Here is a 20,560-nt window from a genome sequence, read left to right as displayed (position 1 = left end):
CCCCCTCGCCTAGCCCGCCGCCGCCCCCGAGGCCGCGGCATGCGCGGGCGCCCCGGCCTCGCGCCCGCCCGGGTGGCGGTGGCGCCAGATCCAGAAGACCGCCGTCGCCACGATCGCCCACGCCGCCAGCACCACGTACGGGAAGACGTGCTGGTGGCCCGCGAAGTACACGGCCGTGTGCTGCGCGTTCACCGAGGCGCCCGGCGGCAGGAAGCGGCCGATCTCGCCGAGCGGGGAGGGCAGCAGCGGCCAGGAGACAGCGCCGCCCGAGGACGGGTTGCCGACCAGCACCATCAGCACCCAGGTCGGGATGATCGCCCAGCGCCCGAAGAGGGTGTTGAACATCGTGAAGACCATCCCGGACGTGAACATCGTCAGCGCCAGGATCAGCCACGACTGCGGGAACGGCAGCTCGATCACCCCCAGCAGCAGATCCACCACCGCGTAGATCGCGAAGCCGCCCAGCAGCGCATACGCCGCCGTGAAGGCGATCCGCTCCAGCGGCTGCAGCGTCCGCGCGTGCACGCTCAGCTGGATCGCCCCCATGAAGCCGATGATCACCGCGGCCAGGGAGATGTAGAAGAGCGCCAGGCCCTGCGGATCCCCCGACTGCATCGGCTTGATGTCCCGTACCTGCACCGGCACGTCCACCGCCTTGCCGACCTTCGGCACCGTCGCCGTCAGCACCCGCGCCACGGACGCGCCGGTCGCGCTCGCGAGGTCGAAGCGGACCGAGCCCCCCGGCTTCACCTCCATGATCGCGAAGACCTGCTGCTGCTCGACGGCGTCCTCGGCGGCCGCGTACGAGTCGTAGCGGCGCAGGTCGAGCGAGGCATTGAGCGCCTTCTCCAGGCCCTGGGTGAAGGCCTGCGCCTTCGGCTCCGAGTCGGGCTCGCCGACGACCGCCGCCGGGATCCGGTGCGGGGTCGGGTTCGCCATCGCCGCCGTGTACGAGCCCGCGAAGAGCCCGGCACCGGCGGCGAGCAGCAGCACCAGCACCGCGGCGGCGAAGAAGGGCGAGTGGCGGAAGTGCTCCCAGCGGGAGCCGAGGGTGGGTTCGCGGCGGTGCTCAGTCACGCTATGACCATAAATCAGGATAGATGTCCACCAAGCACCCCCTCCGGCCGGGCCGCTGAAATGATTCGCCTGTCCCGACCCGCAGGTGAGATCCTTGACCTACGTATGTCCACTCCGCCTGCCGCATCCGCCGAACCGACCTTCGCCGCCCTCGGCCCCCGCCTCGCCGCCCTCACCCTCCGCGACGAGCAGCGCATCGGCCGCCGCCTCGAAGGCGCCCGCCGCATCCGCAAACCCGAGGCGCGCGCCGCCGTGCTCAAAGAGATCGCGGACGACATAGGCGCCGCCGAGCTCCGCGCCGAGAGCCGCCGGGCCGCCGTCCCGGCGATCACGTATCCGCAGCAGCTCCCGGTCAGCCAGAAGAAGGACGACATTCTCGAGGCGATCCGCGACCACCAGGTCGTGATCGTCGCGGGCGAGACCGGCTCCGGCAAGACCACCCAGATCCCCAAGATCTGCCTGGAGCTCGGCCGCGGCGTCCGCGGCCAGATCGGGCATACGCAGCCCCGCCGCATCGCCGCCCGTACGGTGGCCGAGCGCGTCGCCGAGGAGCTGAAGACGCAGCTCGGCGAGGCCGTCGGCTGGAAGGTCCGGTTCACCGACCAGGTCGGCAGCGACACCCTCGTCAAGCTGATGACGGACGGCATCCTGCTCGCCGAGATCCAGACGGACCGCGAGCTGCGCCAGTACGACACGATCATCATCGACGAGGCCCACGAGCGCAGCCTCAACATCGACTTCCTGCTCGGCTACCTCGCCCAACTCCTCCCGCGCAGGCCCGACCTCAAGGTCATCATCACCTCCGCGACCATCGACCCGGAGCGCTTCAGCCGGCACTTCGGCGACGCTCCGATCGTCGAGGTCAGCGGCCGTACGTACCCGGTGGAGGTGCGCTACCGGCCGCTCCTGGAGGAGGACTCGGACGCCGACGACCGCGACCAGGTCACCGCCATCTGTGACGCGGCCGCCGAGCTGCAGCGCGAGGGCGACGGCGACATCCTGGTCTTCCTCTCCGGCGAGCGCGAGATCCGCGATACGGCGGACGCGCTGGAGAAGAAGAGACTCCGGAACACCGAGATCCTCCCGCTGTACGCCCGCCTCTCCCACGCCGAGCAGCACCGCGTCTTCCAGCGCCACTCGGGCCGCCGCATTGTCCTGGCCACGAATGTCGCCGAGACCTCACTGACCGTCCCGGGCATCCGCTACGTCATCGACCCGGGCTTCGCCCGCATCTCCCGCTACAGCCACCGCACCAAGGTGCAGCGCCTCCCCATCGAGCCGATCTCGCAGGCCAGCGCCAATCAGCGCAAGGGCCGCTGCGGCCGTACGGCGGACGGCATCTGCATCCGGCTGTACAGCGAGGACGACTTCGTCACCCGGCCCGAGTTCACCGACGCCGAGATCCTCCGTACGAACCTGGCCTCCGTCATCCTGCAGATGACCGCGGCCGGGCTCGGCGACATCGAGAAGTTCCCCTTCATCGACCCGCCGGACCGGCGCAACATCAAGGACGGCGTCCAGCTCCTGGAGGAGCTGCACGCCCTCGACACGGCCCAGAAAGACCCGAAGAAGCGTCTGACGCCAACCGGCCGCAAGCTCTCCCAGCTCCCGGTCGACCCCCGCCTGGCCCGCATGGTGCTGGAGGCGGAACGTAACGGCGTCATCCGCGAGGTCATGGTCATCGCCGCCGCCCTGTCCATCCAGGACCCGCGCGAGCGCCCCGCCGAGAAGCAGCAGCAGGCCGACCAGCAGCACGCCCGCTTCCGGGACGAGACGTCGGACTTCCTGACGTACCTGAACCTCTGGCGGTACGTCCGCGACCAGCAGAAGGCGCTGTCGTCGTCGGCGTTCCGGCGCATGTGCAAGCGCGAGTTCCTGAACTACCTGCGGATCCGCGAGTGGCAGGACATCTTCCACCAGCTGCGCACGGTCGCGAAGACCATGGGCATCACCCTCAATGAGGCGCGCGACGAGGTCGACGGCGACCGCATCCACCAGTCGCTGCTGGCCGGGCTGCTCTCGCACATCGGCCTGAAGGACACCGAGAAGAACGAGTACTTGGGCGCCCGCAGCGCGAAGTTCGCGGTCTTCCCCGGCTCCGCGCTCTTCAAGAAGACGCCGCGCTGGCTGATGTCCGCCGAGCTGGTGGAGACCTCGCGCCTCTGGGCCCGGGTCAACGCCAAGATCGAGCCCGACTGGATCGAGCCGCTCGCCGGCCACCTGGTCAAGCGCAACCACAGCGAGCCGCACTGGGAGAAGGACCGCGCGGCGGTCGTGGCGCTGGAGCGGGTCACGCTCTACGGCGTCCCGATCGTGACCGAGCGCAAGGTCAATTACGGGAGCATCGACCCGGAGACCTCCCGCGACCTCTTCATCCGTAACGCGCTGGTGGAGGGCGACTGGCGCACCCACCACAAGTTCTTCGCCGACAACCGCAAGCTGCTCACCGAGGTCGAGGAGCTGGAGCACCGCGCCCGCCGCCGCGACATCCTGGTCGACGACGAGGCCCTCTTCGACTTCTACGACCAGCGCATCCCGGCCGACATCGTCTCCGGCGCCCACTTCGACTCCTGGTGGAAGAAGAAGCAGCGCGACGAGCCCGACCTGCTGGGCTTCGAGAAATCGATGCTGATCAACGAGCGGGCCGAGGGCGTCACGAAGGACGACTATCCGGACAGCTGGCGCCAGGGAAAGCTGAAGCTGCGCGTCACGTACCAATTCGAGCCGGGCACGGACGCCGACGGCGTCACCGTCCACGTACCGCTGCAGGTGCTGAACCAGCTGTCGTCGGACGGCTTCGAGTGGCAGATCCCGGGCCTGCGCGAGGACGTGGTGACGGAGCTGATCCGCTCCCTCCCGAAGCCGATCCGGCGGAATTACGTGCCGGCGCCGAACTTCGCGAAACGTTTCCTGGACCAGGCGGTGCCGCTGCAGGAGCCGCTGACCACGGCGATGGCGCGCGACCTCCAGCGCATGGTCGGGGTCCGGATCTCGCCCGAGGACTTCGACTGGGACAAGGTCCCGGACCACCTCAAGATCACCTTCCGGGTCTCGGATGAGCGGCGTCGCAAAATCGCGGAGGCAAAGGACCTGGAGACCCTCCGGATCAAGCTCAAGCCGAAGACCCGCGCCGCCATCAACAAGGCCTTCGAGCAGGCCTCGACGACCCGCGACGCGGAGGGCGCCCCCGCCGCCCCCATGCAGCGCACAGGCCTGACCTCCTGGACCATCGGCGCCCTCCCCCGCACCTTCGAGACCCGCCGCGGCGGCCAGCCGGTCAAGGCGTACCCGGCGCTCGTGGACGAGGGCGAGACGGTGGCCGTGCGCCTCTACGACACCGAGCCCGAGCAGGCCGAGGCCATGTGGCGCGGCACCCGCCGCCTCATCCTCCTGAACCTGCCCTCCAACCCCGCCAAGTTCGCCAACGACACGTTGAGCAACCAGCAGAAGCTCGCCCTCTCCCGCTCCCCGCACGGCAGCGTCCAGGCGCTCTTCGAGGACTGCACGACGGCGGCGGCGGACCGGCTGATCGCGGCGAACGGCGGGCCCGCGTGGGACGAGGAGAGCTTCAAGAAGCTCTTCGACGCGGTACGGGCCGACATCGTCGACGCGACGATGGCGACGATCCGGCAGACGCAGGAGGTCCTGGCGGCCTGGCACTCCTGCGAGGGGCGGCTGAAGTCCATCAAGAGCCCGGTGCTCCTCCCGTCGCTGACGGACGTACGCAATCAGCTGGCGGCGCTCATCAAGCCCGGCTTCGTGACGGAGCACGGCGTCCGTAGGCTGCCGGACCTGATGCGCTATCTCGTCGCCGCCGACCGCCGCCTGACGCAGCTCCCCACGAACGCTCAGCGGGACGCCGCGCGGATGGCGAAGGTGCACGAGATGCAGGACGAGTACGCCTGGCTGCTGGAGCAGCTGCCGCCGGGCCGGCCGGTGCCGGCCGCGGTCCGCGACATCCGCTGGATGCTGGAGGAGCTGCGCGTCAGCTACTTCGCGCACGCCCTGGGCACGGCCTACCCGATCTCGGACAAGCGCATCGTGAAGGCAATCGACGCCCAGGTCCCCCCGGCCCGCTAAAGGGCTAGGGGATCCAGTTCGACCGCACCCCTTGACCTGGGGTACAGTCAGTTCTCGCACGCCGCGTTCTGCGGCGCGGCTCCCAGGTCCTGTGGAGCAGTTTGGAGTGCTCGCCACCCTGTCAAGGTGGAGGCCGCGGGTTCAAATCCCGTCAGGACCGCAGCAAGTGAAGGGCCCGTCCCCCACCCGGGGACGGGCCCTTCTGCATGTCCTGGACCCGCCTCCGCCCGGTCCAGACCTCTCGTCGCCCATCTTGACTCCCCGCAATGCGGCAGCTACGTAGGGCATATGACGGCGGTGCGGAAGCGGCATGAGACGCGGGCGCTGCTGCGTGCCCATCTGGCCGCGGCGAGCTCCTACCGGCATCTGACGCGGCACTGCCCGATATGCCATCAGCTGCTGCGCCTCGCCATGGCGCAGGAAGGGACCAAGGTCCCCCCACCCAGTGACCAAAGCCAGGCCTGACACCGCACCAGCGGTGGAAGGCTGTGATCAGCAGGAAGAGCCGGTCTCCTCTACCGCAGCGCTGTGCTGAGCGGCAACAGCGCTGCAGCGTGACGGGAGTCACCAAAGCGGTTCTGAATTGGGGAACTTTAGCCCCCGCTTAGACCCGGTCAATTTGATATGTGCAATTGCACCTCAGCGACGAGGTGCCCCATCAGCCCCACCAGACCCATGGGTTACCGAGCCGAGGGCGAGCCCGCGGCAGCCCCGGCCCCGCCCTCACCCCGCGGCACCGGCGCCGCCGGCCCCGTACGCGGGCAAAAGAGAATCGCGCTGGACCCGGCGGAGTCCAGCGCGATCCGCGACGCTGCGCGTCGCCGTGGTGCTTGTGCGGCTACCGGGATGGGGGTCCCGGAAATGCCGATATATGCGCCTTTCAGGCCTCGGTACGCTGCTGCGGAATGCCCGCCAGCAGCGCGCGGACCTCGGCCTCGCGGTAGCGGCGGTGCCCGCCGAGCGTGCGGATCGACGTGAGCTTGCCGGCCTTTGCCCAGCGCGTGACCGTCTTCGGGTCGACGCGGAACATCGTGGCAACCTCAGCTGGGGTCAGCAGCGGCTCGGCATCAGGGGTGCGAGCGGTCATGAGCGGCCTCCTCGGGAGAACCGACGTTCTCGGTTCTTTCCTCTAAATTCTGCACCTTGACCCGCGTTGCCCGAAATGGCGGGACGCGGGACGAGTCGGTTATAGGACGAACGGCTTGTCCTCGGCACTACAACTACACCATCTGTCCAGCGCCGTGGCTCAAACCGACGGAATTGCCCTCTGAGGTGTTCAACCCCAGCGGAAGCCGATGGACCGTGCCATAACGGACAGTCACGTCATCGTGACGATCAGTCACAGCGCCATCAGTGGCCACAAGGCCCCCCAGAAAGATCAATATCCGGCAATCCGCCCGAAGTTGGATGCCGGACAACCCTCCCGGGCTCCTTGTCCTATTTTGACACGAGAGCGGGGCATGACCGCAAGGCCCTTAAACGTGCCGTCCATCACGCTTGCGCGCAATGACCGGATCGGGACCTACGTCCCAGCCTTACGGACACATCCGGAGGACCATAGTCCAGATGAAGGAATCGCACTAGTTACCGAAACCGACTCGTAATCAGCCCTCGCGATCAGCTCGCGATCAGCTCGCGAACTGCCGGTCCCGCACCGAGGTCCAACGCTCCGTCAGCCGCTCGTACGCAAGACCCGCCCGCTCGGCGTCCCCGTCGCGCAGCGCCTGCATGCCCTCGGCGACATCCGCGGCCGACCTGTCCTCCGCCAGCCACTCCTTCGACAGCACATGCGCGAGGCCGCCGTAGTCCAGCTCGACCAGGGAGCGCGGGTGGAACTCCTCCAGCCACCGGCCCACGTCCGTAAGCCCCTCGATCAGGGGCAGGTGCGGCGACTCGTCCACGTCGTCGTCCTCCCCCGCGGCCGCGGGCGCCTCCCGCAGCGCGCGCAGCGCCCGCGCCACCCGGCGGCGGGCCTGCGCCATCGGCGTCCGGTAGCGCAGGAAGGGCTGCGGCGCCCCCGGCTCGTACTCACGCTCCTCGTCACCGAAGAGGACGAACCAGCGCACCGGCACCGTCCACACCGCGCCGCGGATCCAGGGCCGGGCGTCGGGGTTCTCCTCGCGCCAGCGCTCGTAGTCGCCGCGGGCCTGTTCCCGTACGACCTTGGGCAGCGCCAGCTCCAGCACCGGGGCCGGCAGCTCGCGCTCCAGCTCCTGCAGCGCCAGCCAGCCGCGCAGCCGGGTCCGCCAGGGGCAGACGCAGGTGACGCCGTCGACCTCGGCGATGAAGGCCTCCGCCGACTCGTGCGGCCGTACGGCGACCGGCGGCACGCTGAGCAAGTCGCGCAGCGAGCGGCGGAGTTCGTCCTGCGCGCCGGGACGCCGCTCCGTGGCGGCGTAGCGGCGCCAGTGGCCCCGCTCCGGCTCTGGAAACGCCGCCAGCGGTTCGTACACCCGCAGGTACGACGCGTACGGGACCACCAACGACGACGAATCCGAAGCCACGCGCGCTCTCCCCTTCCGATGCTCCGATGTCGAGTCTCCCCCACACTTGTGAGATCCAGCCCACCTGGGGCCCGGTGAGCGCCGCACGGCCCTACGCTTATGGATCGACAGGCTCTCCCCACCCACAGGAGGGCGTCACCGCGACACAAACCGGAGTCACCACCGTGACCGACGTACGTCACTCCGCAGCCGCCGACGGCAGCTCGTCGGATGTCCTGCACACCCTGTTCCGCTCCGAGCAGGGGGGCCACGAGCAGGTCGTGCTGTGCCAGGACCGCGCCAGCGGCCTGAAGGCCGTCATCGCCATCCACTCCACCGCGCTGGGCCCGGCGCTCGGCGGCACCCGCTTCCACGCCTACGCCAATGAGACGGACCCCGAGGCCGCCGCCGTACGCGACGCCCTGAATCTGTCCCGCGGCATGTCGTACAAGAACGCCCTCGCCGGGCTCGACCACGGCGGCGGCAAGGCCGTGATCATCGGCGACCCCGACCAGGTCAAGACCGAGGAGCTGCTTCTCGCGTACGGCCGCTTCGTCGCCTCGCTCGGCGGGCGCTACGTCACCGCCTGCGACGTCGGCACGTACGTCCACGACATGGACGTCATCGCCCGCGAGAACAAGTGGACCACCGGCCGCTCCCCCGAGAACGGCGGTGCAGGGGACTCCTCCGTCCTCACCTCCTTCGGCGTCTTCCAGGGCATGCGCGCCGCCGCGCAGCACCTGTGGGGCAGCCCCTCGCTGGCCGGCCGCCGGGTCGGCGTCGCCGGCGTCGGCAAGGTCGGGCACTACCTGGTGGACCACCTCATCGAGGACGGCGCCGAGGTCGTGATCACCGACGTCCGCCAGGAGTCGGTCGCGCGCGTGCAGAAGGCGCACCCGAAGGTCGCCGTCGCCCTCGACACCGACGCGCTCATCCGCGAGCCGCTCGACATCTACGCCCCCTGCGCCCTCGGCGGCGCGCTCAATGACGAGACCGTCCCGGCGCTCACCGCCAAGGTCGTCTGCGGCGCCGCGAACAACCAGCTCGACCACCCGGGCGTGGAGAAGGACCTGGCCGACCGCGGCATCCTCTACGCGCCGGACTACGTGGTGAACGCCGGTGGCGTCATCCAGGTCGCGGACGAGCTGCACGGCTTCGACTTCGACCGGGCCAAGGCCAAGGCGACGAAGATCTACGACACCACGCTGGAGATCTTCGCCAAGGCCGACGCCGACGGCATCCCGCCGGCCGTCGCGGCCGACCGCATCGCCGAGCAGCGGATGGCGGACGCCCGCCGCTGATCCGCCGGCACCACCGTCGCGGGCCACGCGGCAGAGCCGCACATCGACACTGTGCGGCTTTGCGCTGGCAATCCCCCGGTACGGAAAGTAGCGCATGTCATAGCCCCCGGCGGGTCGCGCCTCGTCAGACGATAGAATTGGCTTCTGACCAGCAAGGACACGGGTTCCAAGGGGTCCGCTGACGGGGCACGTGCTGTGAGCGGCGTACCGGATGGCGGCAGAAGAAGGTACGGTTGAACCCCTACGGACCGGTCTCTCCCAACGAGAGTCCGTTCTGAATCATGAACGCGTGTCAAGACTCTGGGGCCGGAGAGCCCCGCCGTATAAGGGGGTCGAGCCATGGGGCGCGGCCGGGCCAAGGCCAAGCAGACGAAGGTCGCCCGCCAGCTGAAGTACAACAGCGGTGGGACGGACCTTTCCCGCCTGGCCGATGAGCTGGGTGCATCGCCTTCACAGCCGCAGCAGCCGACGAACGGTGAGCCGCGCGAAGAAGACGATGAGCAGGACGATGACCTTTACTCGCGCTACGCGGATCTGTATGACGACGTAGACGACGAGGAAGAGGACGAGGACGACGAGTCGTCCGGCTCCTCTGGCAAGAGTCGCTGAAGTCGTAGCAAATTGGAGCCTGACTCCGGGGCGCACCCGGGCAGGCCCTTTTTGCTGTCCTAGCCCGCATAGTCCCCGGTCAGCGCGGCGCCTTCGGCCTGCTCGCCCCGCTCCGTGACCTCCCCGGCCACCCACGCGTCCACGCCCCGGTCGGCCAGCGCGGTCAGCGCCACGTCCACGGACTCCGGCGGCACCACGGCGATCATGCCGACGCCCATGTTCAGCGTCTTCTCCAGCTCCTCGCGGGCCACCTTGCCGACCTCGCCGACCAGCGGGAACACCGGGTCGGGCGTCCAGGTGGAGCGGTCCACGACGGCGTGCAGATGGTCCGGGATGACCCGGGCGAGGTTCGCCGCCAGGCCGCCGCCGGTCACATGCGAGAAGCCGTGCACCTCGGCCGTACGGATCAGAGCCAGGCAGTCCAGCGAATAGATCCGCGTCGGGACCAGCAGCTCCTCGCCGAGGGTGCGGCCGAACTCCGGCACCTCGCGGTCCAGCGCCCAGCCGGCCCGGTCGAGGAAGACGTGCCGGACCAGCGAGTACCCGTTGGAGTGAAGGCCCGAGGAGGCCATCGCGATGACGGCGTCACCCTTACGGATGCGATCCGCGCCGAGCACCATGTCGGCCTCGACCACGCCCGTACCGGCGCCTGCCACGTCGTATTCGTCCGGGCCCAGCAGACCCGGGTGCTCGGCGGTCTCGCCGCCGACGAGGGCGCAGCCGGCCAGCGCGCAGCCCTCGGCGATGCCCTTGACGATGGCGGCGACCCGCTCGGGGACGACCTTGCCAACGCAAATGTAGTCCGTCATGAAGAGCGGCTCGGCGCCGGTGACCACGAGGTCGTCGACGACCATGCCGACCAGGTCGTGCCCGATGGTGTCGTGCACGTCCATCTGCTGCGCGATGGCCACCTTGGTGCCCACGCCGTCGGTCGCGGAGGCCAGCAGCGGCCGCTCGTAGCGCTTGAGGGCGGAGGCGTCGAAGAGCCCGGCGAAGCCGCCGAGGCCGCCGACGACCTCGGGGCGCTGGGCCTTCTTCACCCACTCCTTCATGAGCTCTACGGCGCGGTCGCCGGCCTCGATATCGACTCCGGCGGCCGCATAGCTCGCACCACTGTGCTCAGACATGAACGATTGATCCTTCTCGGTCTTGCGCGACATGCGTGGTGATTACGGGCGGCGCAGCGCGTCTGCGGCGTCCCGGCCCCCGGCGACCTCGGTCTCCAGCAGGTGCTTGCCGAGGAGCTCGGGGTCGGGCAGGTCCATCGGGTACTCGCCGTCGAAGCAGGCCCGGCAGAGGTTGTCCTTGGGGATCGCGGTGGCGTCGATCATCCCGTCGGTGGAGATGTAGGCAAGCGAGTCCGCGCCCAGCGACGTGCCGATCTCCTCGACCGTCATGCCATTGGCGATCAGCTCCGCGCGGGTGGCGAAGTCGATGCCGAAGAAGCACGGCCACTTGATCGGTGGCGACGAGATCCGGATGTGCACCTCGGCGGCGCCGGCCTCGCGGAGCATCTTCACGAGCGCGCGCTGGGTGTTGCCGCGGACGATCGAGTCGTCGACGACCACCAGGCGCTTGCCCCTGATGACTTCCTTGAGCGGGTTGAGCTTGAGGCGGATGCCGAGCTGCCGGATGGTCTGGGAGGGCTGGATGAAGGTCCGGCCCACATAGCTGTTCTTCACCAGCCCCGCGCCGTACGGAATGCCGCTGGCCTCGGCGAAGCCGACGGCGGCCGGGGTGCCGGACTCCGGAGTCGGTATCACCAGATCGGCCTCGGCCGGGGCCTCGGCGGCGAGCTTGCGACCCATCTCGACGCGGGAGAGGTAGACGTTCCGCCCGGCGATGTCGCTGTCGGGGCGGGCGAGGTACACGTACTCGAAGACGCAGCCCTTCGGCTTTGCCTCGGTGAAGCGCTGGGCGCGCAGGCCGTTCTCGTCGATGGCGACCATCTCGCCGGGCTCCACCTCGCGTACGAAGGAGGCGCCGACGATGTCGAGGGCGGCGGTCTCGGAGCAGACCACCCAGCCGCGCTCCAGGCGGCCCAGGACGAGCGGGCGGATGCCCTGGGGGTCGCGGGCGGCGTAGAGGGTGTTCTCGTCCATGAAGACGAGGCTGAAGGCGCCCTGGACCTGCGGGAGGACGAGGGGGGCGGCTTCCTCGACGGTGAGCGGCTTGCCGTCGTCGTCGACCTGACCGGCGAGGAGGGCGGTGACCAGGTCCGTGTCATTGGTGGCGGCGACCTTCGTCGCGCGGCCGTTGTCGCTCGGGAGCTTGTCGACCAGGGTGGCGAGCTCGGCGGTGTTGACGAGGTTGCCGTTGTGGCCCAGCGCGATGGAGCCGTGGGCGGTGGCGCGGAAGGTCGGCTGCGCGTTCTCCCACACCGATGCGCCGGTGGTGGAGTAGCGGGCGTGCCCGACCGCGATGTGCCCCTGCAGGGAGCCGAGGGAGGTCTCGTCGAAAACCTGCGAGACCAGGCCCATGTCCTTGAAGACCAGAATCTGGGAGCCGTTGCTCACCGCGATGCCCGCGGACTCCTGTCCCCGGTGCTGCAGCGCGTACAGCCCGAAATAGGTGAGCTTGGCGACCTCTTCACCCGGGGCCCAGACACCGAAGACGCCGCAAGCGTCCTGGGGGCCTTTCTCGCCGGGGAGTAGATCGTGGTTGAGTCGTCCGTCGCCACGTCGCACGCTTCGAGTGTAGGACAGTCGCGGGGCGCGCTGGGACGCGCTGCCCGGCGCCGGAGCCCGCTCCCCCCTGTGGAGCGGGCTCCGGCGGGCGGCGGGTGACGGGAATCACGCGGCGGCGGACCGCTCCGCCGCGGCGAAGTACTCCCCGTTCGCGGGCACGCCGATGCCCTCCCAGGCGAAGGGCACGCCCTTGGCGGCGTTGGGGTCGGCGGCGTCCATGAGCTGGAAGTGCAGGTGCGGCTCGGTGCTGTTTCCCGTATTGCCGCACTCGGCGAGCTGCTGGCCCGCGGCGACCCGGTCGCCGGGGCGTACGGAGACGGAGCCGCGCTTGAGGTGGGCGAAGAGGGCATAGACGGGGCGGTCGCCATCCAGCTTTACGGTGACGTGGTTGCCGACGATGTTGCTCTTCGGCCCGACGCCGCGGGCGATCCCCTCCACGAGGAAGAAGTACAGCAGCGCGAGCCAGCTGTTGCGCGCCCGGTGGTCGCGGCGCCAGTCGACGGCCGTGACGACGGTGCCGGCGGCAGGCGCGAGGATCGGGCTTCCGTACGCCGGGAAGTCTTCATTCCGGCGGAATACGGGCCAGAAGCCGAAGGCGGGCGAGCCGGTGTCCTCCGGGACCCGGACGATGTCGATCGCGTAGGTCTGCGCGAGGAAGTGGGTGCCGTGGCTGGGTACCTTGTCGGCGGGGCTGTTGTGCGCTTTCCAGCGGCCGCGGACGGGGGTGGCGACGGTGACGGCGTCGTCTCTGGTGGCGGGTTCGCTGCCGCCGTTACGGGCCCGGCGAACGAGCCCGGCGCCGATGCGTACGAGCACCTCGGCGCACAGCGAGAGCCACAGCACCATGGCGATGACGAACACCCACCGCACGTACGGCAGCAGATTCCAGCCCATGGCGATGAACACCAGCATTCCTGGCACCTGCAGCGGCCGGACCCAGCGGACTATGTCTCGCATTTTCATGTCATGAACCCCCAGTTCGTGGTCATCCCCGCGCCGCCGCCAGCACCACCAGCAGCGGCACCACCCGCGCGCCCGGGACGGCATAGCGCCCCCGCCCCGCGGACTGGAGCCAGCCGGCCGCGCTGAGCTGGCGGAGGTGGTGGTAGAGCTGGCCCGTGCTGCCGGTGCCGGCGAGATCGGTGAGTTCGGCCGTGGTCTGGCGGCCGGAGAGGATCTCGCGGAGCAGGCGGAGCCGGACGGGGTGGCCGAGGGCGGAGAGCGCCTCGGCGGCGCCTTCGTCGTAACCGTCCTCGAGCAGCTCGCCGGTGCCGAGGCCGTACTGCCACTCGTATTGCAGCTCGGACGGCAGCGCGACAGCACCGGTGAAGAGCACACCCCCGCCTTCGCCGGCTTCCCCGGCCTCGGCGAGCTGCGCCTTCAGCCCCTCCAGGGCCCAGAAGACGCCGTCCGCGGCAGGCGGCAGCCCTTCGGACCGCGCGCCTTCGAGGGCGGCGACGCGGCGCTCCAGCTCGGCGACGCGCTCGCTCAGCTCCATAACTACGAAGTTACGGAATTACGGAATAGTTGGCAAGCGGGCGACCCGCGGACGCTCACCCCAGGACCGGCAGCTCCGCGCTGAGATCGGCCCGCTCCCCACTCGCGCTCACCCGCGCCGCCTCGACCTCGTCCGCCCACCTCGTACGGCCGGTGGCGAGCCGGATCCAGGTCAGCGGATCGGTCTCGACGACATTCGGCGGCGTCCCGCGGGTATGGCGCGGCCCCTCGACGCACTGCACGACGGCATACGGCGGGATCCGCACCTCCACGGCCCCGCCCGGCGCCTTCACGGCGAGCGCGTCGGCGAGAAGGCGGGAGACGGCGGCGACGGCCTGCCGATGGAGCGGCACGTCCACGCCGGTCGCCCGCGCGAGATCGTCGCTGTGCACGACGAGCTCCACCAGCCGCGTCACGGTGAAGTCCAGCGACCGCATGGCGCCGAATCGATGCGGCAACAGGCGGTCCGCACGCAGTGCCTCCTCGCGGCAGGGCGCAAGCCGCTCCGCGGCGGCGTCGAGCTCCGCGGCCGGATCGCCGATGCGCGCGGCCGTCTCCCGCGTCTGGGCATCCAGCCGGTCGGCGATCCCCGCGGTGGACACAGCCCAGGTGCTCAGATCCGTAATCGAGGCCCCGCGCGGCGCCGCCGGCTCGCCGAGCAGCCGCGGCACGGCATCGATCTGCCCCACGATGTGCGCGAGCAGGGTGCGCACATCCCACCCGGGCAGCCCGGAGGGCAACGCGAGCTGCTCCGGCTTCAGCCCGGCAGCAGCCGAACGCACGGCGTCCACCTGCGCGTTCAGCGCGTCCCAGGTCTTCTTCGGGTCGTACGTGCGCGGCTTGCGCTTCGGAGCGGGAGGCATGCCGCGAGATTAGCGCGGCCTGCCTCCCGTGCCGTTGCTCAGCCGAAGAGCGCCGGGATCGTCGCTTCCCAGGCCTCGCGGAGCTCGCTCAGCGGCAGGGTGAACTCGCCCTGGAGCTCGACCGCGTCGCCGTCCACCACGCCGATGCGGGTCGCCGGCAGGCCGCGGGCGCCGCACATGTCCGTGAAGCGGAGCTCTTCGCTGCGCGGCACCGCGACGACCGCGCGGCCCTGGGACTCCGAGAACAGGAACGTCGTCGCGTCCAGGCCGTCCGGGAGGACCAGGCGCGCGCCGTGGCCGCCCTTCAGGCAGGACTCGGCTACAGCCTGGATCAGGCCGCCGTCGCTCAGGTCGTGGGCGGCGTCGATCATGCCGTCCCGGGAGGCCGAGATCAGGATCTCGCCGAGCAGGCGTTCCCGCTCCAGGTCCACCGCCGGCGGCTGGCCGCCCAGGTGGCCGTGCACCACGTCCGACCAGGCCGAGCCGCCCAGTTCGTCGCGAGTGTCGCCCAGCAGGTACAGCAGCTGGCCCTCCTCCGCGAAGGCCATCGGCGTACGGCGGGCGACATCGTCGATCACGCCCAGGACGCCGACCACCGGCGTCGGGTGGATCGCCGCGTCACCCGTCTGGTTGTAGAGCGAGACATTGCCGCCCGTCACCGGCGTGCCCAGCTCCAGGCAGCCGTCCGCCAGACCCTTGCAGGCCTCCGCGAACTGCCACATCCCCGCCGGGTCCTCCGGCGACGGGAAGTTCAGGCAGTCGGTGATCGCCAGCGGCTTCGCGCCCGTCGCCGCCACATTCCGGTACGACTCCGCCAGCGCCAGCTGCGCGCCCTTGTACGGGTCGAGCTTCGCGTAGCGGCCATTGCCGTCCGTGGAGATGGCGACGCCCAGGCCCGTCTCGTCGTCGATACGGATCATGCCGGAGTCCTCCGGCTGGGACAGGACCGTGTTGCCGAGGACGAAGCGGTCGTACTGCGAGGTGATCCAGGACTTGTCCGCCTGGTTCGGGGACGAGACCAGCTTCAGGACCTGGTCCCGGAGCCCGGCGCCGTCAGCCGCCCGCGGCAGCTTCGACGCGTCCTCCGCCTGCAGCGCGTCCAGCCACTCCGGCCGCGCCATCGGCCGCTCGTACACGGGGCCGTCGTGCGCCACCGTGCGCGGCGGCACGTCCACGATCTGCTCGCCATGCCAGAAGATCTCCAGCCGGTCGCCGTCCGTCACCTCGCCGATGACGGTGGCGATGACGTCCCACTTCTCGCAGATCGCGAGGAACGCGTCGACCTTGCCCGGCTCCACCACCGCGCACATCCGCTCCTGCGACTCGCTCATGAGGATCTCCTCGGGCGAGAGCGTGGAGTCGCGCAGCGGCACGTCGTCGAGTTCGACGCGCATGCCGCCGGTGCCGTTCGAGGCCAGCTCGCTCGTCGCACAGGAAAGACCCGCCGCGCCCAAGTCCTGGATGCCGACGACCAGATCGGCCGCGAAGGCCTCCAGGGTGCACTCGATGAGCAGCTTCTCCTGGAACGGGTCGCCGACCTGGACCGCCGGACGCTTCGACGGCTTGGTCGAATCGAAGGTCTCCGAGGCGAGGATCGAGGCGCCGCCGATGCCGTCGCCGCCCGTCCTGGCGCCGTACAGGATGACCTTGTTGCCGACGCCCGCGGCCTTCGCCAGGTGGATGTCCTCGTGCTTCATCACGCCTACGCACAGGGCGTTGACGAGAGGGTTCCCCTGGTAGCACTCGTCGAAGACGACCTCGCCGCCGATGTTCGGGAGGCCGAGGCAGTTGCCGTAGCCGCCGATGCCCGCGACCACGCCCGGCAGGACGCGCTTGGTGTCGGGGTGGTCGGCGGCGCCGAAGCGCAGCGGGTCCATCACCGCGACCGGGCGGGCGCCCATGGCGATGATGTCGCGGACGATGCCGCCGATGCCGGTGGCGGCGCCCTGGTAAGGCTCCACGTACGACGGGTGGTTGTGGGATTCCACCTTGAAGGTGACCGCGTAGCCCTGGCCGACGTCGACCACACCCGCCTGCTCGCCGATGCCGACGAGCATCGCGTCGGAGGCCGGGGCCTTGTCGCCGAACTGCTTCAGGTGCACCTTGGAGCTCTTGTACGAGCAGTGCTCCGACCACATCACCGAGTACATGGCGAGTTCGGCGCCGGTCGGGCGGCGGCCGAGGATCTCGCGGATCTGCTGGTACTCGTTCTCCTTGAGGCCGAGCTCGGCCCAGGGGAGCTCGGTCTCGGGGGTCTGTCCGGCGTGCTTGACAGAGTCCAAAGTCATGCGTTGACCAGCCTCTTGAGGATCGAGGTGAAGAAGCCGAGGCCGTCGGTGCGGCCGGTGCCGATGAGCGGCTCGACGGCGTGCTCGGGGTGCGGCATGAGGCCGACGACATTGCCGGCGGCGTTGGTGATGCCGGCGATGTCGCGGAGCGAGCCATTGGGGTTGCCGTCCACGTAACGGAAGACGACCCGCCCCTCCGCCTCCAGCTCATCCAGCGTCCGCTCGTCTGCGGTGTAGCGGCCGTCGATGTTCTTGAGCGGGATGTAGATCTCCTGCCCGGACTCGTAATCCGCGGTCCAGGCGGTGCCGTCGTTCTCCACCCGCAGCTTCTGGTCCTTGCAGATGAAGTGCAGGTGGTTGTTACGGAGCATGGCGCCCGGCAGCAGATGCGTTTCCGTCAGCACCTGGAAGCCGTTGCAGATGCCGAGCACCGGCATGCCCGCCTTCGCCCGCTCGATGACCGTTTCCATGACGGGCGAAAAGCGCGAGATGGCGCCGGCCCGCAGATAGTCGCCGTACGAGAACCCGCCCGGCAGCACGACCGCGTCGACCTGGTGCAGGTCCTTGTCGCGGTGCCACAGCGAAACCGGCTCGGCGCCGGCCAGCTTCACCGCGCGCAGCGCGTCCCGGTCGTCGAGGCTGCCGGGAAAGGTGACGACGCCAATACGGGTGGTCACTGCTGGCCCTCCACCCGAACGGTGAAGTCCTCGATGACGGTGTTGGCCAGGAATGTCTCGGCCATCTTGCGGATCTCGGCGAGGGCGGCTTCATCGGCCGGCCCGTCGGTCTCGAGCTCGAAGCGCTTGCCCTGTCGGACGTCCGCGATCCCTTCGAAACCCAGCCTGGGCAGTGCGCGCTGCACCGCCTGGCCCTGGGGGTCGAGGATCTCGGGCTTGAGCATGACGTCGACTACGACGCGTGCCACTGGTACTCCCGGTGGTGTGATGAGGCGGTCCGCTCAGCGTACCGGGTTCGAAAATCTACGCGAGTAGATATCCTCGGTTACGTTACAGCATCAGCACCGATACCCTCTTGGAAGGCAGCCGCAGAAATCGTATGGTCCAGATTGCGGCATGACACGCAGGGTTAAATCAATCTGCTTCGCAATCAATCACTGCCGCTGTTAGAAAAGAAAAGTCCAGACGCCGCACGTCAGCGCGGCGTGATCCGACGAAAGGACCGATTTCGTGGCGCAGCGCGTAGTGGTGACCCTGTCCGACGACATCGACGGCGGAGACGCTTCCGAGACGGTCATCTTCGGTCTTGACGGGAAGTCGTACGAGATCGACCTCAACAAGACCAATGCCACGAAACTGCGCGGTGCCCTCGCGCCCTATCTCGAGGCCGGCCGCAAGCGCTCGACCTCGGGCAAGGCCTTCAAGCGCACCTCCATCGCCCCGGACCCGGCGACGGTACGCGCCTGGGCGAACTCGCACGGCAAGGAGGTCCCGGCCCGCGGGCGGATCCCGAAGCGGATCTACGAGGAGTTCGAGGCCGCGCACTGACCTTGTGCGGGTACCGACTTGCGCCGCACCCCCGGCCGTGGGCTAGAGTCTGCGCAGCGCCGCAGGGCGGGTGAACAGCCCAGCCCCGGCCGCGCGGGTGTAGCTCAGTAGTAGAGCGCCCTCTTTCCAAGAGGGAGGCGCAGTGTGCGATTCCTGTCACCCGCTCGACTGCTGGTAGTATTCCGGCAGTGCGCGGACGTAGCTCAGCTGGTAGAGCGCAACCTTGCCAAGGTTGAGGTCGCCGGTTCGAACCCGGTCGTCCGCTCTTGAGACGAAGGCCCTGGTCATTGCGACCAGGGCCTTCGCCGTATCCGGGCAGATGACATCTGTCATCCGGGGTCATGACAGGCCGCACTGCCGACGGGCCCGCTCCCCCGGAAGCCTTGAGGGCATGGATGTTGAAGGCACAGACACCGTTATCCAGGCCGCCGGAATCTGGCGGCGCTATCGCGGCTTCGCGGCCGTGCGCGGCATCGACCTGACCGTGGCCAGGGGCGAGCTGTTCGCGCTGCTCGGCACCAATGGCGCGGGGAAGACCTCCACCCTGGAGCTCCTGGAGGGCCAGGCCACCCCCGCCGACGGCACCATCCGGGTGCTCGGGCGCGATCCGTATCGCGAGCGGGATGCCGTGCGCCCCCGGATCGGCGTGATGCTGCAGGAGGGCGGCTTTCCGACCGAGCTGACCGTCGCCGAGACCGTACGGATGTGGGCGGGCTGCACCAGCGGCGCGCGGCCCGTCGGGGAGGCGCTGGAGCTCACCGGGTTGACCAAGCGCGAGTCCGTACGGGTCAAGAATCTGTCCGGCGGCGAGCGGCGGAAGCTGGATCTGTCGCTGGCGCTGCTCGGCTGCCCCGAGGTGCTCTTCCTGGACGAGCCGACGACCGGGCTCGACGCCGAGGCCCGCCACGAGACCTGGGAGCTGGTGCGGCAGCTGAAGGAGCAGGGCACCACCGTGCTGCTCACCACCCACTATCTGGAGGAGGCGGAGCAGCTCGCCGACCGCCTCGCGATCATGCACGAGGGGCGGATCGCGACCACCGGCCGGGTAGCCGACGTGGTCGCCGAGCGGCCCGCCCGGATCAGCTTCGAGCTGCCCGAGCACCTCTTCCTGGGGGATCTGCCGCCGCTGGCCCCGCTGGGTGTGACCCGGCACGAGACGGCGGGCCGGACCGTACGGCTGGAGACCGGGGATCTGCAGCACACCGCGACCGCGCTGCTGGTGTGGGCCGCGGACAAGGGCGTGCGGCTGGCCGGGCTCGACGCCAGGACGGCGACGCTGGAGGAGGCCTTCATGGAGATCGCGAAGGGCCTGGAGCACGAGAGCGAGGCAGTCCGATGACCACGACGACCACGACCCCCGCGGCCGCGTCGACCGCGAGCGCCCCGGCCCGTACGACCGCCGCGGGCCGCCTCGCGGCCCTCGGCCGCGCCGAGCTGACGCTGCTGCTGCGCAGCCGGGCGGCGCTCTTCACCGCGATGCTGGTGCCCGGCATCACCGTCATCTCGGGCCGCTCCATGGTGAAGGGCCTCGACCTCGGCGGCACCGGGCTGAGCGTCGCCACCGTCCTGGTGCCCGGCGCGCTGGCGATGGCGCTGTTCTTCGCCGTCTATACGAACCTGGTGGGCGTGTATGTCGTACGCCGCGAGGGGCTGGTGCTGAAGCGGTTGCGCACCGGGGAGGTGCGCGACTGGGAGATCCTGGCCGGCGGGGCGCTGCCCGCGGTGCTGCTGGCGCTGCTGCAGTGTGCGCTGCTGGCGGTCGGGGTGGCCGCCGTGCTGGACGCACCCGCGCCGGAGGCGCCGCATCTGATCGCGGCGGGGCTGCTGATCGGCCTGGCGTTGCTGGTGGCCGCGGCCGCGGTGACGGCGGGGTTCACCCGTACCGCGGAGAGCGCGCAGCTGACCTTCCTGCCGTTCCTGCTGCTGACGATGGTCGGCTCCGGGGTCTTCGCGCCGCGTGAGGTGCTGCCGGACGCGCTGGCGGATGTGGCGGCGCTGCTGCCGTTCTCGCCGGTGATGGACCTGCTGCGGGGCGGCTGGACCGGGGCGCTGGACGGGTCCGAGCAGGTGCGGGCGGTCGTGGTCGCCTTGGTGTGGACGGGGCTTGCGGTGTTTGCTGTGCAGCGGTGGTTCCGGTGGGAGCCGCGGAGTTGAGCAGCAAGGAGCCGGG

At 69.8% G+C, this 20,560-nt stretch carries 18 protein-coding genes and 3 tRNA genes; 10 read left to right on the top strand and 11 right to left on the bottom strand.

Features of this window, described 5'->3' with window-relative positions:
- Positions 1-9: 9 nt before the first annotated feature.
- Positions 10-1,077: an ABC transporter permease gene (locus ACNNMR_RS24730; protein ID WP_419996875.1), complete on the bottom strand. Its 1,068-nt coding sequence runs from the start codon at positions 1,075-1,077 to the stop codon at positions 10-12.
- 105 nt (positions 1,078-1,182) lie between these two features.
- Here ACNNMR_RS24730 and hrpA point away from each other — a divergent pair, with 105 nt between their 5' ends.
- From hrpA to ACNNMR_RS24715, 3 genes are all read left to right on the top strand, one after another.
- Positions 1,183-5,157 (top strand): ATP-dependent RNA helicase HrpA, encoded by a 3,975-nt coding sequence (gene hrpA, locus ACNNMR_RS24725; RefSeq protein WP_419996874.1) that lies wholly within the window; start codon positions 1,183-1,185, stop codon positions 5,155-5,157.
- 85 nt (positions 5,158-5,242) lie between these two features.
- Positions 5,243-5,317, top strand: a tRNA-Asp gene (locus ACNNMR_RS24720).
- Between the two features lie 128 nt (positions 5,318-5,445).
- A complete protein-coding gene (locus tag ACNNMR_RS24715) occupies positions 5,446-5,622 on the top strand; it encodes a DUF6274 family protein (protein ID WP_419996873.1) in 177 nt (58 codons plus the stop codon).
- 415 nt (positions 5,623-6,037) lie between these two features.
- On the opposite strand, the gene bldC is transcribed toward ACNNMR_RS24715, so the two are convergent.
- Positions 6,038-6,244 (bottom strand): developmental transcriptional regulator BldC, encoded by a 207-nt coding sequence (gene bldC / locus ACNNMR_RS24710; RefSeq protein WP_033321412.1) that lies wholly within the window; start codon positions 6,242-6,244, stop codon positions 6,038-6,040.
- A 541-nt stretch (positions 6,245-6,785) separates the two neighbouring features.
- Positions 6,786-7,661: a hypothetical protein gene (locus tag ACNNMR_RS24705; protein WP_419996872.1), complete on the bottom strand. Its 876-nt coding sequence runs from the start codon at positions 7,659-7,661 to the stop codon at positions 6,786-6,788.
- 164 nt (positions 7,662-7,825) lie between these two features.
- Here ACNNMR_RS24705 and ACNNMR_RS24700 point away from each other — a divergent pair, with 164 nt between their 5' ends.
- The gene (locus tag ACNNMR_RS24700) at positions 7,826-8,941 is read left to right on the top strand and encodes a Leu/Phe/Val dehydrogenase (protein WP_419996871.1); all 1,116 of its coding nucleotides are present in this window, start codon (positions 7,826-7,828) and stop codon (positions 8,939-8,941) included.
- Between the two features lie 339 nt (positions 8,942-9,280).
- Positions 9,281-9,550, top strand: a complete 270-nt coding sequence (locus tag ACNNMR_RS24695) for a DUF3073 domain-containing protein (RefSeq protein ID WP_419996870.1) — start codon at positions 9,281-9,283, stop codon at positions 9,548-9,550.
- A gap of 59 nt (positions 9,551-9,609) precedes the next feature.
- Here ACNNMR_RS24695 and purM read toward each other — a convergent pair whose 3' ends face one another.
- The 8 genes from purM to purS form a co-directional block, all read right to left on the bottom strand.
- Positions 9,610-10,677: a phosphoribosylformylglycinamidine cyclo-ligase gene (purM, locus tag ACNNMR_RS24690; RefSeq protein ID WP_419996869.1), complete on the bottom strand. Its 1,068-nt coding sequence runs from the start codon at positions 10,675-10,677 to the stop codon at positions 9,610-9,612.
- A 42-nt stretch (positions 10,678-10,719) separates the two neighbouring features.
- A complete protein-coding gene (gene purF, locus ACNNMR_RS24685) occupies positions 10,720-12,237 on the bottom strand; it encodes an amidophosphoribosyltransferase (RefSeq protein WP_419996868.1) in 1,518 nt (505 codons plus the stop codon).
- 105 nt (positions 12,238-12,342) lie between these two features.
- The gene (locus tag ACNNMR_RS24680) at positions 12,343-13,194 is read right to left on the bottom strand and encodes a M23 family metallopeptidase (RefSeq protein WP_419996867.1); all 852 of its coding nucleotides are present in this window, start codon (positions 13,192-13,194) and stop codon (positions 12,343-12,345) included.
- Between the two features lie 28 nt (positions 13,195-13,222).
- Positions 13,223-13,735 (bottom strand): ArsR/SmtB family transcription factor, encoded by a 513-nt coding sequence (locus ACNNMR_RS24675; protein WP_419996866.1) that lies wholly within the window; start codon positions 13,733-13,735, stop codon positions 13,223-13,225.
- Between the two features lie 55 nt (positions 13,736-13,790).
- A complete protein-coding gene (locus tag ACNNMR_RS24670) occupies positions 13,791-14,597 on the bottom strand; it encodes a sterol carrier family protein (protein ID WP_419996865.1) in 807 nt (268 codons plus the stop codon).
- A 38-nt stretch (positions 14,598-14,635) separates the two neighbouring features.
- Positions 14,636-16,885 carry a phosphoribosylformylglycinamidine synthase subunit PurL gene (gene purL, locus ACNNMR_RS24665; RefSeq protein WP_419996864.1) on the bottom strand — a complete coding sequence of 750 codons (2,250 nt, stop codon included), beginning with the start codon at positions 16,883-16,885 and terminating at the stop codon, positions 14,636-14,638.
- Positions 16,882-17,562 (bottom strand): phosphoribosylformylglycinamidine synthase subunit PurQ, encoded by a 681-nt coding sequence (gene purQ, locus ACNNMR_RS24660; protein ID WP_419996863.1) that lies wholly within the window; start codon positions 17,560-17,562, stop codon positions 16,882-16,884. The genes purL and purQ overlap by 4 nt, the downstream gene beginning before the upstream one ends.
- Entirely contained in the window at positions 17,559-17,810 is a 252-nt protein-coding gene (gene purS / locus ACNNMR_RS24655; protein ID WP_419996862.1) for a phosphoribosylformylglycinamidine synthase subunit PurS, read from the bottom strand. Before purS ends, purQ begins: the two co-directional genes overlap by 4 nt.
- 262 nt (positions 17,811-18,072) lie before the next feature.
- On the opposite strand from purS, the gene ACNNMR_RS24650 reads away from it, so the two are divergent.
- From ACNNMR_RS24650 to ACNNMR_RS24630, 5 genes are all read left to right on the top strand, one after another.
- Positions 18,073-18,390: a histone-like nucleoid-structuring protein Lsr2 gene (locus ACNNMR_RS24650; RefSeq protein WP_419996861.1), complete on the top strand. Its 318-nt coding sequence runs from the start codon at positions 18,073-18,075 to the stop codon at positions 18,388-18,390.
- A gap of 93 nt (positions 18,391-18,483) precedes the next feature.
- Positions 18,484-18,555 (top strand) — tRNA-Gly (locus ACNNMR_RS24645).
- Between the two features lie 27 nt (positions 18,556-18,582).
- Positions 18,583-18,655: transfer RNA gene (locus ACNNMR_RS24640), tRNA-Gly, on the top strand.
- A 126-nt stretch (positions 18,656-18,781) separates the two neighbouring features.
- Positions 18,782-19,729, top strand: coding sequence for an ABC transporter ATP-binding protein (locus ACNNMR_RS24635; protein WP_419996860.1), 948 nt, complete (start codon positions 18,782-18,784; stop codon positions 19,727-19,729).
- Entirely contained in the window at positions 19,726-20,544 is an 819-nt protein-coding gene (locus ACNNMR_RS24630) for an ABC transporter permease (protein ID WP_419996859.1), read from the top strand. The genes ACNNMR_RS24635 and ACNNMR_RS24630 overlap by 4 nt, the downstream gene beginning before the upstream one ends.
- Positions 20,545-20,560: the final 16 nt, after the last annotated feature.

Source organism: Streptomyces boninensis (assembly GCF_048572725.1).
GTDB lineage: Bacteria > Actinomycetota > Actinomycetes > Streptomycetales > Streptomycetaceae > Streptomyces > Streptomyces boninensis.
This window is presented reverse-complemented; position numbering and strand designations above follow the sequence as displayed.